The organism is Prevotella melaninogenica, assembly GCF_013267595.1.
In the GTDB taxonomy this organism is placed as follows: domain Bacteria; phylum Bacteroidota; class Bacteroidia; order Bacteroidales; family Bacteroidaceae; genus Prevotella; species Prevotella melaninogenica_D.
This window is the reverse complement of record NZ_CP054011.1, coordinates 551,889-568,954: the sequence shown is the minus strand read 5'-3', so window position 1 is coordinate 568,954 and position 17,066 is coordinate 551,889. Positions and strand designations below refer to the sequence as shown.

At 39.9% G+C, this 17,066-nt stretch carries 12 protein-coding genes, 1 tRNA gene and 1 pseudogene; 3 read left to right on the top strand and 11 right to left on the bottom strand.

All coding sequences use genetic code 11. The features are described 5' to 3' along the window. Positions 1-179 precede the first annotated feature (179 nt). Positions 180-1,475 carry an alanine/glycine:cation symporter family protein gene (locus tag FIU21_RS07590; RefSeq protein WP_004361076.1) on the bottom strand — a complete coding sequence of 432 codons (1,296 nt, stop codon included), beginning with the start codon at positions 1,473-1,475 and terminating at the stop codon, positions 180-182. 1,014 nt (positions 1,476-2,489) lie between these two features. Here FIU21_RS07590 and FIU21_RS07585 point away from each other — a divergent pair. The 3 genes from FIU21_RS07585 to FIU21_RS07575 all read left to right on the top strand — a co-directional run bounded on the left by FIU21_RS07585 (position 2,490) and on the right by FIU21_RS07575 (position 4,096). Beyond that, positions 2,490-2,562: transfer RNA gene (locus FIU21_RS07585), tRNA-Lys, on the top strand. Positions 2,563-2,763: 201 nt separating this feature from the next. After that, complete coding sequence (locus FIU21_RS07580; RefSeq protein ID WP_172891354.1) at positions 2,764-3,108, top strand: ISAon1 family transposase N-terminal region protein; 345 nt, start codon at positions 2,764-2,766, stop codon at positions 3,106-3,108. 1 nt (position 3,109) lies between these two features. After that, entirely contained in the window at positions 3,110-4,096 is a 987-nt protein-coding gene (locus FIU21_RS07575; protein WP_436972088.1) for an ISAon1 family transposase, read from the top strand. A gap of 427 nt (positions 4,097-4,523) precedes the next feature. Here the strand turns inward: FIU21_RS07575 and FIU21_RS07570 are convergent, their stop codons facing one another. The 10 genes and pseudogenes from FIU21_RS07570 to FIU21_RS07530 all read right to left on the bottom strand — a co-directional run bounded on the left by FIU21_RS07570 (position 4,524) and on the right by FIU21_RS07530 (position 17,062). Beyond that, the gene (locus FIU21_RS07570; protein WP_172891352.1) at positions 4,524-6,404 is read right to left on the bottom strand and encodes an IS1634 family transposase; all 1,881 of its coding nucleotides are present in this window, start codon (positions 6,402-6,404) and stop codon (positions 4,524-4,526) included. Positions 6,405-6,556: 152 nt separating this feature from the next. Beyond that, entirely contained in the window at positions 6,557-6,811 is a 255-nt protein-coding gene (locus tag FIU21_RS07565) for a hypothetical protein (protein ID WP_254361452.1), read from the bottom strand. 18 nt (positions 6,812-6,829) lie between these two features. Further along, a pseudogene (locus FIU21_RS13415) lies at positions 6,830-6,880 on the bottom strand (hypothetical protein); the annotation flags it as partial. 250 nt (positions 6,881-7,130) lie between these two features. Further along, positions 7,131-7,550: an SMI1/KNR4 family protein gene (locus tag FIU21_RS07560; RefSeq protein ID WP_036886665.1), complete on the bottom strand. Its 420-nt coding sequence runs from the start codon at positions 7,548-7,550 to the stop codon at positions 7,131-7,133. Between the two features lie 10 nt (positions 7,551-7,560). Beyond that, positions 7,561-8,448: an RHS repeat-associated core domain-containing protein gene (locus tag FIU21_RS13410; protein WP_004360952.1), complete on the bottom strand. Its 888-nt coding sequence runs from the start codon at positions 8,446-8,448 to the stop codon at positions 7,561-7,563. A 108-nt stretch (positions 8,449-8,556) separates the two neighbouring features. Further along, positions 8,557-9,114: a hypothetical protein gene (locus tag FIU21_RS07550; RefSeq protein WP_004360951.1), complete on the bottom strand. Its 558-nt coding sequence runs from the start codon at positions 9,112-9,114 to the stop codon at positions 8,557-8,559. 2 nt (positions 9,115-9,116) lie between these two features. Beyond that, positions 9,117-10,409: an RHS repeat domain-containing protein gene (locus tag FIU21_RS13405; protein WP_496109404.1), complete on the bottom strand. Its 1,293-nt coding sequence runs from the start codon at positions 10,407-10,409 to the stop codon at positions 9,117-9,119. A 595-nt stretch (positions 10,410-11,004) separates the two neighbouring features. After that, a complete protein-coding gene (locus tag FIU21_RS07540) occupies positions 11,005-11,469 on the bottom strand; it encodes a hypothetical protein (protein WP_004360949.1) in 465 nt (154 codons plus the stop codon). Positions 11,470-11,471: 2 nt separating this feature from the next. Continuing rightward, the gene (locus tag FIU21_RS07535; protein WP_302051686.1) at positions 11,472-15,761 is read right to left on the bottom strand and encodes an RHS repeat-associated core domain-containing protein; all 4,290 of its coding nucleotides are present in this window, start codon (positions 15,759-15,761) and stop codon (positions 11,472-11,474) included. Next, positions 15,758-17,062, bottom strand: a complete 1,305-nt coding sequence (locus tag FIU21_RS07530; RefSeq protein WP_172891351.1) for a tetratricopeptide repeat protein — start codon at positions 17,060-17,062, stop codon at positions 15,758-15,760. Before FIU21_RS07530 ends, FIU21_RS07535 begins: the two co-directional genes overlap by 4 nt. Between the last annotated feature and the right edge of the window lie 4 nt (positions 17,063-17,066).

Sequence of the window (17,066 nt, the reverse complement as noted above, 5' to 3'; positions counted from 1 at the left end):
TTCTATTATCTTTTACTCCAAACTTCTCTATATAACTACTTACCTGATTCATAAGAACGGTGAGCACATACCAACATGTAGCTCACCGCTCAAAATAGCTATTTATTCTTCAATTGATTGGTTTCAACATAATAAGAAGAAACATCAAAAGAAAATAACAATAGAAGTTGACAAAAGGCTTAAGAATTATTTTCTTTTCTGTTTGCCAAGAAGTTCTTGTATATTTTCTTTACCTGAGGTGCAAGGAAAATAATACCAATAAGGTTAGGAATTACCATCAGACCATTGAAGGTATCAGCCAATTCCCATACCATATCTGCTGCAAAGAGGCAGCCAAGAAAGACAAAGAGAACAACAAGTGCACGATAAGAAAGAATGCCCTTCTTACCAAACATAAACTTGATATTCATCTCAGCAAACATATACCACCCAATAATTGTTGTGAAAGCAAAGAAGATTAGACTGATGGCAAGGAAGATAATTCCACCATTTCCAAAAGCTATCTCGAAACTTTCTTGCGTAATAGCAACCGATTTTAAGCTTAGATTTTGGAAAGAACCTGTCAGCATAATGACAAAAGCTGTTGATGTACAGATAAGAACGGTATCAACAAAAACACCTGCCATAGCTATAAATCCCTGCTCAGAAGGGTCTTTAACATCAGCCAAAGCGTGAGCATGAGGTGTTGAACCCATACCAGCCTCATTCGAAAACAGACCACGAGCAACACCATAGCGAATGGCATATTTCATCACCGTACCAGCGGCTCCACCTGCTGCTGACTTCATAGAGAAAGCATCCTGGAAGATTGTACGGATAACATGAGGCAACTGATCTGCAAACATATAAATGATAACAAGCGAACCCAAGATATACACAATCGCCATGAAAGGGACTAAAAGTTCGGCAATAGCGGTGATTCGGCGTTGTCCTCCAATAATTACTACACCCACAACAGCTGCTAAAACAACACCTATAATATAAGAAGGTATATGGAAAGCATTATTCAAAGCTATTGAAATAGAGTTTGCTTGTACCATATTTCCAACGAATCCCAACGCAAGAACAATAGCAACAGAAAAACAAACAGCAAGCCACTTACTACCAAGTCCATAATAAAGATAATAGGCTGAGCCTCCAACCGTCTCGCCATGATACTCTTTCTTATACTTCTGGGCAAGTACTGCCTCAGAGAAAATGGTGCTCATTCCTAACAATGCAGATACCCACATCCAGAAAATAGCTCCCATACCACCACTTGCAATAGCTGTTGCCACACCACCAATATTACCAGTACCAACTTGAGCGGCTACAGCTGTGGCTAATGCTTGGAATGAATTAACTTTTGTTTCACCAGGCTTTCGCTTCTTGAATATTGGACCAAAAGCATACTTAAACGCCAAATTTAGATGGCGAATCTGTGGGAAACCAAGGTAGACAGTATAGAAAATGCCTACTCCTAACAATGCGTACATGAGAAAACTATTCTACAAAAACTCATTGAACGCTTTTACATAGTCTAATACATTCATCGGCTACATAGTTTAGATATTAGTAATAGATTAGTGGATAATACCACATTAGATTGTTTAGTAACAGATTAAATAATCAATCTTACGCCACAAATATAGTATTTTATCTTTTACAAAGCAACTATAAAAGCAACTTTTTGAGTTAATCACAGAATTACTTTTGTATTAACATTTTCATCATGCAGAGCTCAATCTGATGCTATTTTATGATCTAATTAATGGTGTAATTATCATTCATAAATCCATTTATATCTCTCATCTGCCTACATTGAAAATCTCATCATGAAATACTTCAACTATACATACCGCATTGAAAAGACTTTACATAAATCTAAATGAACCTATTAAAATAAAGACAAAAAAAACACGTAAATATCATCTGTCTAACCAACAGGGAATCAACAACTTAAGTCAAGGCATTTCAAAAGATGCTTAATAGGCTTCTTAAAGGGCGTTAGTAAGACCTCAAAAGGGCGTCTTTTGAAAGCCTATTGGGCGTTAATTGAATGCTAAAAGAGCAAATATTAATAACGAGATAACTCAAAATATTTTACAAATATAAAATAAACAGAAAATAAACTACTCTAACTAAGATTGTATCGCATGCTATGTTAGTTTAACCCAAATCGGTCATTAGAGCCTAAACAGTTTTTGTTTTCTTATCGAGCAGATTGCCTGTCGTTGTAACGCAGGCGTAACGGGCTACGTCAAGTTACAAAGACACACAAGATGGCGATAAGAAAATAAAAGATGTTTAGAAACAACACTATAGTAATAAGAATTATACATAACCGATTTGGGGTTAACTCTTATCCTGCTGGAAATCATCATGTCTCACACTAAAAGATTTCATCAAATAGCCATGTATTAATAAAAAGGCACAAGAAAAGTTATAAATAATTTGGAATTATCAGAAATTCTTGTTACCTTTGCACTCGCTTTATAAAAGCATAGGGAGATTCGCTAGCTCAGTTGGTAGAGCACAACACTTTTAATGTTGGGGTCATGGGTTCGAGCCCCATGCGAATCACTTGGAACAACAAGGAGGGTGTGTCAAAATGTCCACATCCTCTTTTTTATGCACAAAGCCCCGACTTTCTCAAGCCAGGGCTTTGCTATTTCCTAAAGTTTTTGTACCTTTAGGCATACAAAAATGGGGCAGTCCTAAAACCCAGTTCCAAGCCTATACTCTTAAGCGCATAATTTCATAAGTATTTATTACCTTTGCATCATGAAGAGTCACCAATTATTACGTTGCATATTTCCAGATGTACTTGCCGACTACTTTGATGTTGTCGATATTCAAGAGAGTGCTTGCCAGTTTGACTTTTGGCTTGACGAGCGTAACTTTATGGAAAAGTCAGACCATAAGTTAGGCACTGTAAGCAGTTATGGTTTTACCAGCGAGCGTGTAATTCAGGACTTCCCCCTCCGTGGCAAAGCAGTTTACCTCCATGTTCGCCGTCGCAAGTGGCGTGACAGTTCCAACGGAGAGATATTTACTTATTCATATGATGACTTGACGGCCGAGGGCAGTAAATTATCCCCCGAGTTCGTTTCTTTTTTAAAAGAATAGAATTGAGTCCACTGCAGAGAGCATCGCAAGTATCGGTGCGCACTATGGCGTAAATGGTAAGCTGTTATCCACACAGTACAAGGAATATTTCAGTGATTACCGTAGCTGGGATCAGTTGGATCATGCTCAAGACTGGCTATTGTTTGAAGATAACATAGGTGAGAATCTAAGTATCGATGAGACCTGTCTAAGCAGTGGCGAGGTTTATACTTTTCTGACCAACAAGGCGGGAAAGGGCAGAAAAGGGACTTTGATAGCTGTGGTTAAAGGGACCAAAGCAGAGGATGTTATTCAGGTTCTCAAGAAGATAAACCTTTCTAAACGGAAGACAGTCAAGGAGATAACACTCGACTTGTCATCTTCTATGATGCGCATAGCCCGTGCCGTTTTTCCCAAAGCACTTATTACCAATGATAGGTTTCATGTACAGAAACTATTTTATGATGCTCTGGATGACATGCGTATTGCTTACCGATGGATGGCAAGAGATAAAGAGAACGAGGAGATAAAAGAAGCTAAAAGCAAGGGAAAGGAATATATACCATTTAGATACAGCAATGGTGACACGCGTAAGCAGTTGCTCGCCAGAGCAAAGTTCATATTGACCAAGCACAAGAGTAAGTGGACTGAAACACAGAAAGACAGAGCACAAATCATCTTTGAACATTATCCAACACTGAAAAAGGCGTATGATTTGGCTATGAAACTTACCGATATTTATAACATCAAGAGCATCAAGGATGCCGCAAGGCTGAAGTTAGCAAAATGGTTTAATGAGGTAGAAGAATTAGGAGTGGACAATTTCTACACAGTGATTGACACGTTTGAAAATCATTATCAAACCATACTCAATTTCTTTGTAAACAGAGCTACGAATGCAAATGCCGAGTCATTCAATGCTAAAGTTAAGGCATTCAGGGCACAGTTCAGAGGAGTGACAGATATTCCTTTCTTTTTATATTATTGCTGTCCGGTAAAAATAAAATGAAAGCTCTGTATCTCTTTACTCATCGGTGTTACAGCCGTTTTACTTATCCAGGGGGCTTGGTTTTCAGTTTCAAACTGTAAGCATTATAAAATGTGCTTATATTGACAAGGAAAGCCCTATAATAACCAGATAAATTAATGAAATCATAAGTTTAAGTCTATTTTAACTAACACAGATAACTCCAAAAAAGTTTTATCGGACACCAATATTTTTATATAGACTTATGAAATTGTGTGCTTAAGAGGATAGGCTTGCAACTGGGTTTTAGGACTAACCCATTAAAAATATAATTTATAACGCTATATCACATTGATAATCAAAATAAAAAGAGGAATATCCTTGCGAATATTCCTCTTATAACACTTAGCCCAAGTTTAACACCCAGCTTCGCCTAATTGTTACTGTTACCGTACTTTCCTCATTTTTCTTATGGGCTCTGTGTCCTACAAATTTTATTCTTTTTGAATGGTGAGTGTTTTAAGTTCAACTTATCGTATATCTGTTTTGCTTGCTTTGAAGGACTACTACATTGGCGCATCTCGGTGTTCTCACCTAATGGATTCTTCCCTTTTGTGGTGACGAGCTTTTGGGTACTCATACGTCGTACTATCTCGGTCCAGTAACAGGATTCTCCTTCTCGTTTTAATTGACAACGGATAGTGTTTACCACCCAGTAGGCTAATAAACCGAAGAAGAGGTGTGCGTCGCTTCGCTCATCTTTCTGATGATAGATAGGACGGAGGTTGAGATCATTCTTTAGTTGTCTGTTCGTACATTCTATTTCACGAATGAGATTGTAGTATTCCCATGTCACACGCTCAGAAAGTGTCCTGACATTGCTGCGGAGGAAATAGACTCCGTGACCAGATTCCATTGCCGAGAGGTCTTTTATCTCCCAGTCTACACGTAGCATCTCCTTGGGTTTCTTCTCATTTTTTATGTAGCTTATCTGGTAGAACTTCGCTATAGAAGGGTACTTCTGTATGGCACGTCCTGTACGTTCAACAACCTTTTCATAGGTTTTCGTTCCACCTTTCTTGGAGATTCCTTCGTTTATCCTCTGCAGGTCCATCTTAAAACGCTCTCTCCAAACCCTGTTCATGGACGACTCTGTCATAGCTTTCGAAGGAGATGTTATTTCGAGATAATAATCCTCATCATCCTCTGTCTTAACCTCTTTCAGCGTTATCTTCTGCCGACGGGCATCCATTACTGTAACGCTCTTGTTATCATCACTGAGCGTATAGTCTTTCATTTTCGTACGAGATACGCAGAGATAATTGTAACCCTTTTTCTTTATTAACTCCAAGTTCTCTTCCGTGGCAACACCTGCATCCATGATAACGAGCGTATCCTTGGTTCGTGATGGATTCCTCTTTGCCAGCGTATCAATCATATTGGGTAGAGACTTGGGATCTGCTGTATTACCCTCCAAGATAGAAGAATAACGTATAAAACCTTCTTTATTGATACATAATGCAAGTACAAGTAGCTTACAGTCAGAGCGTTTTTCTTTTGAACGACCGAACTTGGCTTTATCGCTATTACGCTTACTACCCTCGAAATAGAAGTTGGTTAAGTCGAAGAGCATCAACTTGTTGTCTATATTAAAGAGATCGTCAGTAACGCTGCACAGATGACGCTCTAACTGTTCCTTTAGTTCATATAACTTGTCGGTGATTTTATACAGAGAATTGATCCCTGGTGTCCAGCCAGGAACTCCACTGTAAAGTTCGCCAGCAGCTGAGTTATCGCGCAAATAATAATAAGATGAACGTTCAGAGACTGCATATACCGTGCGAACAATCAATGCTGACAAAGCCGTGTGTATCGCATTCTCCGTCCAGCCGTTTTTGCGCAGAAAACCCTCTAACTGCAGCTTGTCTATCGTCTGCTTGCAGAGCCACTCTGCACCAACATTCCTTGCGTCAGTATAGTTTGCCGTCTCGAGGTCAATGTAGTTCTCATATTTTCTCAGCGACTTCTGCTCTTCCTTATTAAACCGATCGATTCCACCTTCTTTCTCCATACGGCTCCACCATTCGTCAGCCTTTGCCTGTTCAATAGGAGTAAGTCCCTCAAGGCGTTCTTTGAAAAGCGAGGGTGTACTTCTGGTTTTGAAGCGTTCGGTAAGAGCGTATGCAATTTTTCGAACCTGTACAGCAGTAAGTGAAGGTTCAAAACCTATGTTCAACAGAATTAGCGAATGTACATGACCCTGCACGTCACGATATGACTCCTTGATGCGATAATAAGGAGCCATGTCGCCTGTGGCAGGGTTGAATCGTGTCTGTACATTTGCGTGCATGAGTGCAAAGTAACAAAATATTTTTGATATGGCTGTGTCCTACAAATCAGATTTTACTCCTCGTTACAATACCCTATACTTGATTATCAATCATTTATCAAATTGATACTACACAAAACATCCCGAAAATTTATGAAAAATAATTTTGCCGGTTAAACTTGGGTTAAGTTTTCCCATTTTTTCCAAAATTGTTTATTGTCTATCAACCCTCCTTTTGCTGTAGGTGTTCCACCATCAAAAGTAGTAGTAATTGAATACCTAGGATCGGGCCGACCTGGGCAAGTTGGATTATATCTTATTTGATATGGTAAAACATCACCTTTATAGGAGATATCAAGCCCATATATATCCTGTCCTATATTAACATCTCTAACATAACCATACAGCGTAGGGCTTCCTCCTGCCAACCTTATAGGGTCTTGGCTGATATAATTACCAATCTTTGGATTGTAATACCTGAACCTGTTGTAATACAGCCCAGTCTCCTCATCCTCATACTGACCCTAATATTTAAATGGAATGAAGGAGGAATTATTGTTGCCTTTCCTCTTTCTGCCGAATGCGTCAAGTTCCTACTCTCATCCCTTTTTGCCATTGTTATTAAATGCCTGCAGGGTATATCGAGGTTGTAGGAAACGAAGACGAAAATCTCTCCGTTGGTTATAATCTTGATAGGTATATGCGAAAGTCTCCTACTCTAATAGCAATGTCGCCTGTAATCTTATTTTAATCAGGAAGATTGTCTTCAATTAATTCCTCAAAAGAGTTTGCTAAAATAACAGAGTCTCCGTTGTCATGATCAAAAAGAACAACCTCTCCCGATTTATTCATCATGATTGGATTGCCTGATGAATCAAATGAAATAATATAACAATCATCTGCAATAGCCCAACCAGCTTCTTTGTATAACTTAGTTAGATCAACAACTGTCTTCTCTTTTAAGTCATTTGAACTTCTGATTCCATAAATATCCACCCCAACATAGCATCCCCCAAAGGTTTTTATGAATTGCTTATAATCTGAATCAAAGACTACATTTAACATTACCTCTGCTTGTTTAATATCTTTATCATTTGCCGGTTGTGGATTGAATGATTGATACTTGTTTAAGTAACTATTTATTCTTTCAATTAACTCTGTTTTCATAAAAATACTTTTAATTATAAGATAAACCTCTTTTCTTAATCTCAGTTTCTGCTCGGTATTTCCAATATTCTTTTTTCCAATTGTTGAATACGTCTCTATCTACAGGATTAGTTGGATGTGGATTTGGAAAATATGGATGCATCTTTTTATTTCCAAGACCTCGAACATGACCACTATTTGGCATCTCTATCACTGGCCCTAAATGATTTTGATTTTGATGATGCAAAATAATTGTATCGCCATTTGCATGTTTGGGAGATTTCCCATATCCTTTTGGATTATTATTGGCATGATAGATATCTAGTATTTCACGATTTGATAAATGACTTAAATCTTGCACATTTCTAACTTCCAAAGTAAATCCGTCAGAAGATGTAAAAATAATATTTTCTAGCCCAAAAGAATCCACCCACGAATTTAAATCTTTAACGTATCCGTAAATCGTAGGGTTTCCTCCTGCCAACCTTATCGGATCTTGGCTGATATAATTACCAATCCTTGGGTCATAATACCTAAACCTGTTGTAATACAGACCAGTCTCCTCTTCCTCATACTGACCTAACTGACGGAAAGGAATAAACTTCTTGCTGCCATGGAGATTACGGAGGTTGCCATAGATGTCATATTCTGCCTGCCAAACGACATTACCTTTGTCATCGTATGCTTGGACGGGACGACCGATGTAGTCACTGATGATACTGTAATGCCTGTCACCAACTATCTTGGCTGTAGGGACATAGCTGTCACTGTCGTAAACCCACGTGATGAGATTCTCAACTGGTTCAGGCCTATCGAGTGTGACCTCACCAGTCTCGGTAACAATCGTGTTCGGGCGGTCAGCTTTGGCATAGTCCCACTCGTGCAGGATGACATCACCATCCCAAAGGTAGCGATACACACGTCCGTCAAAGACCTTCTCGACTCATCAGATTAAATGTTTTGTAGTTAAATGTGGCAGTGTTGTTATTAGGAGACATCATTCTTTTACACATAGCGTTAAAACGAATTATGAATATTGCCAAAAGCCAACTATTATATTACCTGTGATTTTATGTTTGTATAAATATAGTGCACCATACCCCAATATATAATTCCCAGAAAGAAGATTTTCCGGATAATAATCTTCATCGATTTGCAAATAGAATGTGAACCCATCTTCATCTAATTTTTTTAAATAATAATCCTCATACTGGATTAACTGAGGATGCTGAGTTTTTGTGACAAAATCAAATTCCTCATTTTCTACTTCTTTGTATCCCATAAGGGATGATTTATGAAGCTCTTTCAATGTATAAAAGTTATTACTACTCTCTACAGAAAACGAATGGGTAAAAACCTTTATTGAACAATTGGGATAAATATTTTCATCCACCATTGTATCGTAGCTATCTGGTACAAAGATAGATATATATTCGTCTGAATTATCAGGATTTTGAATTGTCATATAAAATTTAAATCCCTCTATATTTTCCTTTTTCTCCAGAAAACAAGTCGGTATATTTCCTCCTATTCTACCTATTTCTGTGGATGATGAGTCTAAACTGATTTTGGCGACTTTGTTCATAATTAATTATATTTAATTAAACCATTTTGTTTCGCAAACTCTATAGCTTCTTCCCTCAACTTCATAGCTTTTTCTGTTGCGAATTGTTTAGCATTATAAGGTTCCCAACCTCTATTTTTTACGAGATCTTCATAAATACCTCTTCTGGTTAATGCTGTGTTTCTATTTATATTTTGTAATGCTGTTTGTTTCTTTAACACATTTGGATTATGTAATCCATACTGTGCCTGTAATTTAGATATTATTTTATGCATCATTTTCTCTTGTAGTGCCATAGCAGGATTATTCTTTGCAATTCCTGATGCTCTACTTGTAATGACACCATTATTTCTTAGCCAGGCATTTTGTAATAATTCGTGGGCACTTAATCCATCTTTTATATGTGGTGAAGTTCCATATCCAGCAATCCCAAATTCATTTAATAATCCCCAGGAGTCTACTTGTGTATTTACATCTTTAACATGTACATACAGTGTTGGGTTACTTCCCAACAACCCAATTGGGTCTTGACTGATATAAGTACCCGAACCTGGGTCGTAATACCTAAACCTGTTGTAATACAGTCCAGTCTCCTCGTCCTCATACTGACCTAATTGGCGGAAGGGGATAAAGTTCCTGCTGCGGTGAATGTTGCGGACGTTACCATAGATATCATAGTCTGCCTGCCAGACAACATTACCTTTATCATCGTATGCCTGTACAGGACGACCAATGTAGTCGCTGATGATGCTGTAATGCCTGTCACCAACTATCTTGGCTGTAGGGACATAGCTGTCACTGTCGTAAACCCACGTGATGAGATTCTCAACAGGTTCTGGGCTGTCAAGTGTGACCTCACCAGTCTCGGTAACAACCGTGTTAGGACGGTCAGCTTCGGCATAGTCCCACTCGTGCAGGATGACATCACCATCCCAGAGGTAGCGATATACTCGTCCGTCAAAGACCTTCTCAATACGTCTGCCTAAAGCGTCATACCTAAAAGTAACGGTTTTGCCGTCCGTCCGTGTTACACTCCTAAGCATACCATTGCCCTGCCACGTATAGGCATAATCACCACTCTGCCAAGCAAGGAACTCATCCCGCATCCCAGCATCAAGGGATGGTCCCGACCTGCGCATGGTCTTCAGCACAAGGTTGCCATGGCTGTCATAATAATACCGCCACTTCTTGTCCTCACGCAGCTGTCCACCACGACCATAACTCCTGTCCGTTCGGTCAGGGCTATCATACACGTTACCCATTGCATCTGGGTTACGCCACTGACAACTACCGTCACCATATACAGCCCCTGACAGAGAACCGAAGGTATCATAATCGTAACGGACACTTCTGCGGTTTATTGTGTCAAGCGTCTGCAGAAGACGAAGATTATCACCCCAGATAATAAATACTATGTCTACCCATTATCATATCTTTCTGTCTTCTACAAACAACTTATCCCTATACTAACCGATACTTGTAAACTATTTTCATACGACTCAAAATCGATATATGCTCTTTTGGCTTTGAAAAGACGCCTGATTGACTTGCAATAGGTGCCCTTTTGAGGTCTTACTAACGCCCTTTTGAACCCTTACCAAGCACCTTTTCTTGTACGACTTCATAACCAATTGATTTTCTGTTGGTTGCAATCTTGCTGTTTATACGTGTTTTTCCACTTTATTTTAGACGTTTTATTCGAAATAATGTCATGACTTTTCAATGTCTTATCTCCAAATTTTCGAAGCGTTAAAATGGTAAGGTATTCTGTGTCGGAGGATAAATAAAACAGACAGTCAAGACTGTCTTGGCTATCTGTTTGTTTAACGCATAACCTCGGTTCCTCCGCTAAATCTATACGAAATAAGTCAAAGTATTTAACGGAAGAACCTTTATTTCAGTTAAGTCGCTTCAACTCTCCAAAGTTTCTCTCCATATATCCTTCAAATCTCTTTCGTATTTAGTTGCATGCGAAATGTGTATCCTCTTTAAATATTTACCTAATTCTGCAGGCTGCTTTTTAAGCAAATAGTACTCTATTAGATAAGCAATCAAAAAATTTTTATAGTAGGGTAGTTCAATAATGGTTTTAGGCTTTTCGTCATCACTTAGCTCTTCCCCTTCAGGATATTCATCCTCATCCTCAAAATCATATTTCATTTTTCTTTCAACAAAAGAAACTATTTCCGTCATGTATGAGTTAAGTAAAGATTCTAAATCTTCTATTTCAATTCGTGCGGCTATTAACATTTCTTTGTCATAATCTAACAATACAAAAGGGATGGTACTATCAATCTCTATATTACTTTTTTTTTGTATGTTCCTCAGGAGAAATTCATATTTTTCCCCGTTAATAAATTCATTTAACTTATTCATATTTACCAAGAGTTTGTTCCTTTAATCACTTTTATTAATTTATATCCAGTATGTCTATAGGAATCCATCGAAGCGTGTCCCCATGGGGTTGCTTTTGTCAAATTCCATGCTTTGTTTGCAGCCTGACCTCCGCCTCGTTGGGGAAGAAACTTGTGATGTAACTCCATAGAAACATCCTTCACACTTATCTTACCTGTCTTGGGATTCAAGACCTGTATTGTCATTCTGGGGGCTTTCCCCTTTTCCATTCTTGCTAAGTTATTCGAAGAGTACAAATGAGGATTATTTTTTGCCTCTTGCTGCCAAAACTTTTTTCTTGCTGTACTCCAGCATTCTAAGCCGAGAATATCAAAATCAATATTACTATCTTTAGAATAGGCATATAGGTTAAAACCTGTTCCTGCCAGCCTTATCGGGTCTTGACTGATGTAATTGCCAATCCTTGGATCATAATATCTAAATCTGTTGTAATAGAGCCCAGTTTCCTCGTCCTCATACTGTCCTAACTGGCGGAAAGGAATGAACTTCCTGCTGCCGTGGAGATTGCGGAGATTACCATAGATGTCATAGTCTGCCTGCCAGACAACATTACCATTATCATCGTACGCTTGGACAGGACGACCGATGTAGTCGCTGATGATGCTGTAATGCCTGTCGCCGACAATCTTGGCTGTAGGGACATAGCTGTCACTGTCGTAAACCCATGTGATGAGATTCTCAACTGGTTCTGGCCTGTCGAGTGTGACCTCACCAGTCTCGGTAACAATCGTGTTCGGGCGGTCAGCCTCGGCATAGTCCCACTCGTGCAGAATGACATCACCATCCCAGAGGTAGCGATATACTCGTCCGTCAAAGACCTTCTCAATGCGTCTGCCTAAAGCGTCATACTTGAACGTTACAGTTTTGCCGTCAGCCCGTGTTACACTTCTAAGCATACCATTGCCCTGCCACGTATAGGCATAGTCACCGCTCTGCCATTGAAGGAACTTATCCCGCATCCCAGCATCAAGGGATGGTCCCGACCTGCGCATGGTCTTCAGCACAAGGTTGCCATGGCTGTCATAATAATACCGCCACTTCTTGTCCTCACGCAGCTGTCCACCACGACCATAACTCCTGTCCGTTCGGTCGGGGCTATCATACACATTACCCATTGCATCTGGGTTACGCCACTGACAACTACCGTCACCATAAACAGCCCCTGACAGAGAACCGAAGGTATCATAATCGTAACGGACACTTCTGCGGTTTATTGTGTCAAGCGCCTGTAGAAGACGAAGATTGTCACCCCAGAGGTATGACTTGTCAAGCAGTGTTCGCCCATTATGCTGGACACGCTGATGTGCAGGACGACCGACATTGTCATATTGCATAGTATTCTCTACACAACCAGACATTATGCGTGAAGTTTCACGCCCGAACCTATCGTATGCTATATTCGCTTCCCAAGGCTTCCTCTTTCCTGACATACCAGCTGATATGTGGTTGACAGTGCCTTTTATATCATATCCGTAGGTAATACTTCCTCCTAATGCACTGACGATATTTGATAGTCGGGAACGCTCATCATACTTATGCTCCACTGTACGCCCGTCCTGCGTTTCCTTTATAACCTGCCCCAAAGCATTACGCACGAACTCCGTCACGCTGTCTCTGTTGTACGCTTTGGTGAGCCGTCCTGCCTTATCGTACTCCCAAGCCTCCCAACTACCATCGGTGTACTTGTTATAGGTAAGCCGTCCAGCCTGGTCATGCTGATGATGCACAGCCGTACCATCAGGAAGCTGTGTAGTAATCACCGTGCCGTCAAGGTCACGGATATAATGACGTTCTAATCCATCAAAGCCCCTTTCACAAATCACCTCACCATTAAGGTTACGTTCAAAGAAGTAGCGTTCACCGTGTTCGTTCTCGACAAACTTCAGTTGGTCATAGGAATCATACTCATAGTTCAGCGCACTGACCATGCGCATACTGCTCGTCCGTCGTGTCTGACGGCGCAGGTTACCCATAGGAGTGTACTCCATAGTCCACACTTCATTGCCGCTGGTAACTTCAACAGGCAGGTCGTAGGCATCGTAGGAGATGCGCATCACGCTCTGTCCAGGAGTTGCGTAGCGAGTAACACGGCCAAGTCGGTCACGCTGCCATTCTGTACTATTCCCGTCAGCATGCCTGTGCTTCAGTGGACGGCCATAGTCATCGTAAGCGAATGTTTCACAAACGCCATGCCCGTCCGTAATATTTGAGATTAATCCTAAAGTGTCATATTGTAGAACAGCACGTAGTTCTTCACCATACTCAATAGCAGAAGGCTGCTGCTTATCCTTCTCGTATGTATAAGTAACAACAGTACCATCCGCTTCCTTATGTTTCAGCAACAATGCTGTCTCTTTATCATAGACCCATTCTTCTCTATTACCAGCAGCATCCGTACGTGCTATTAGGCGATTATGCTCATCATACTCATAAACAGTCTCAGCTCTGTCAGCAGCCGTCAATCTTATAAGGTTACCACGGTCATCATAATCATATCCTACGACCTTACCCTCTGGTGTACCTACCAATGTTCGCTCATGCCAAGAATTATAACCATACCAGGTCTCACCACCCATGGCATCCACCTTTTTATATACAAGGTTGTTTTCGTCATAATAATACTGTTCCGTAGCCCCTGTGGCAGAGTATTTTACTTCGTTATATCCGTCATGGTAAGATATATATCCTTCCTGTATACCACCTTCACCAGTAGTATGGATAACACGTCCTTCAGCGTCATACTCCCATGTATACGTCATATTGTTGCGGTTACGACGTAGAACCACTCTATTAGCATCATCATATTCAAACTCAATACTCTTACCAAATCGATCACGTACACGTATAAGATTACTCCTTTCATCATAATCGTATGCCACCAATTGGTCTATGACATCGCCATGTTTATACATTGCTGAACGGATAAGACCTCGTTCCTCATCCTGTCCAAAGATTATAAGACGTCCAAGGTGATCTTCTATAGTAGAAAGCAAGTGCTTACGCCCACTATAATCTAACAATAGGAAACCACCTCCCACATAGTCTATCCTTTCAGCAAGATATATTGTACCATACTCCTTGTCAGAGAAGGCACGATAGGTGCGGATTTCAGTCTCTGTTCTTACAATCCATTTAGATTTGTTTGGTCTATGCTGCCATAACTTTAGAGAACGATAATACTCCTCTTTGCCTCCTATTTCTGGTATTGGTATTGGGAATACTTGATTCTCATTTGGATTATTGTAAGCTGCTACCCCATCTGCATCCTGAGGAATAATGAACAGGTCATAGTTACATATCACTCCATTACCCATGATTCCAGAATAGGTAATGTCACTCTGCCACGCACTTGTCCAACGAATGGTATGCTCTCCCAATAGCTCAAAGTCGTCCCAAGAGAAATTCATTGCTCCTGTAGCAAAGTTCACTGGTTCCAAACCGAAGAAACACAATGATTTAGATATAGGGTTCTTACCGAATTTACCCTGAAGGAAATGATTAAATTTGGTCAATCCTTTTTTGGCAATAGCTCCCAGTGCTTTCATGAAGAGTACAGCTGCTGCACGCATCAAAATGTCAGAGAGTGTGTACTTATGAGGGATAAAAGTTCCACCCACCAGCACAGGTGGCTTGATATTTATTTGCACATACATTGTTAATATATGCTGGTAGAGAGCAAGCCATGCCGGAGGAAAATATTGGTGTCCGAAAGGTATGCCCCAACAAGTTAGAACCTGCTGAGGGAATGATCCACTGCACTCACTACCATTGATAATGACACTTTCCGAACCAAAATAGATTTCACCATCATGCGGACCTTCCAAGTCTCCTAAGAAGATTTTATAGAAAGGTAGACCACCTGTTATATGTTTGATAGGTATAATATTCCCAACCATAGCTGCTCCTAACATACTTGCAGCACCACCTTTAGGTTTTATATTACAACCAAATCCAAAGACAGATGTAGTAGTTGTTGCCTTAATACGGCCATGAACAAACACTGATGCTCCCATAGGGATCTTCTCTGGGAGATTGAACATCTTTTGCAACAAGGAAGGGACTGGTATGCTGAAGTCTGCATACTCCATGGGGTCAAAGACAATTCCTATGAAAGGGTGTGGTAAGGGAAGAGGAAAAGGAGGCATAGGTAGCTTTGTCCAGTGAATGTCTATGCCTAATACCAAATCAAAATGTTTGGCCACATGCTGTACGGCAGTACTCGCTACATTGGCTTTCTTTGCTATTATCTTCATGAGGATACACTTGTTAAGGGTGAATGATATAGGTCATCCATGTTGGGGACTTGTATGTTAGTTTGCCAATCTGCACCTAAATATTGCTCCATTTGTTTACAAAGTTCTTCTGTCTTTTTAGAGTTTCCATATTTCTTTAGTAATAGAGTAGCTATGTAAGCTAATGAACTTTGTTGTCTTTCCTCATTGTTCATAGTCATACCTATCTCTATACACTTCTCATAATAAGCAATGGTTTGTGAATCTGTAAATGTACCATCTTGTATTTGACCCATAATACGATAACACTCCATCTCCAATAATGGATTCTTTATATTCTTTGCAATCTCAGCTGATTTCTCAAACGCATCTATTGCATCCTCCTTTCTTCGTATAGCAAGCAAGAAACCACCATAATTCACATGCATCTGAGCGGACAATAAAGTACCTTCACCAGTAAGACTCAATAAAGTACGGAATGTGTCATGTGCTTTCTCCTGTTCATTTTGTGTAAGCCATACATAAGCATCTAAGAGGTGAGCCGTACATAGCACGTCTTTAAGATTGTGTCGGCTGGCTATGCCAATAGCTTTAGCCAAAGCAACATGAGCATTATCAAACTCGTGCCTGCTAAAGTGAACGTTTGCCAATAACATTTGTTGTTGCAGGACATTTTCTTCATCATTAGGATCTGCAGCAGTCTGGGCAGCCACATTGTTCATCAAAGAAGCAATGTCAGTACCAGTAAGTACAAATTCATGTCTGTTTTCAGGCAGATTCTTTAACAGCCGACCTTCATGTTTTTCAAGAACTACAATCTTGACATCACTGCTATTCATATTAGCACACCAATCAAACAGCCACTGTTCATATAAAGGTATACTACTTATCTGTTGTGGTGATAAGAGAATAAATATCTTGTGTCCACGTAGTGGTGGAAAAGATTCATATAGTCCTATTAGCGCCTTAGCTGTATTCCCTGCATCAGTCTTTACTTTATCATTAGGAACGACAATGTCCGTATTCCATTCTTTACATGGAACAGAAATCAGATTATGTTCTCTCCACAAGTTATAAACCAAATGTAGTTCTTCTAATAGCTCTGCGCCATACCGCTGTGCATCCTCAAATGGTTTATAATTCACAAGGAAAACGTCGTCACTTTCTACCTCATCTGCACCATGACTCTTAAAATAAACATCAAACATGTTTAGAGTGTGCTTCTCGCCTAAGCATACAAATAGTGGTTTATCGGTATGTGCTTTTACTTGCTCATACCATTGTCTGTCTATCTTTAGTAATTCCAATCGTACTGGATTCATACCA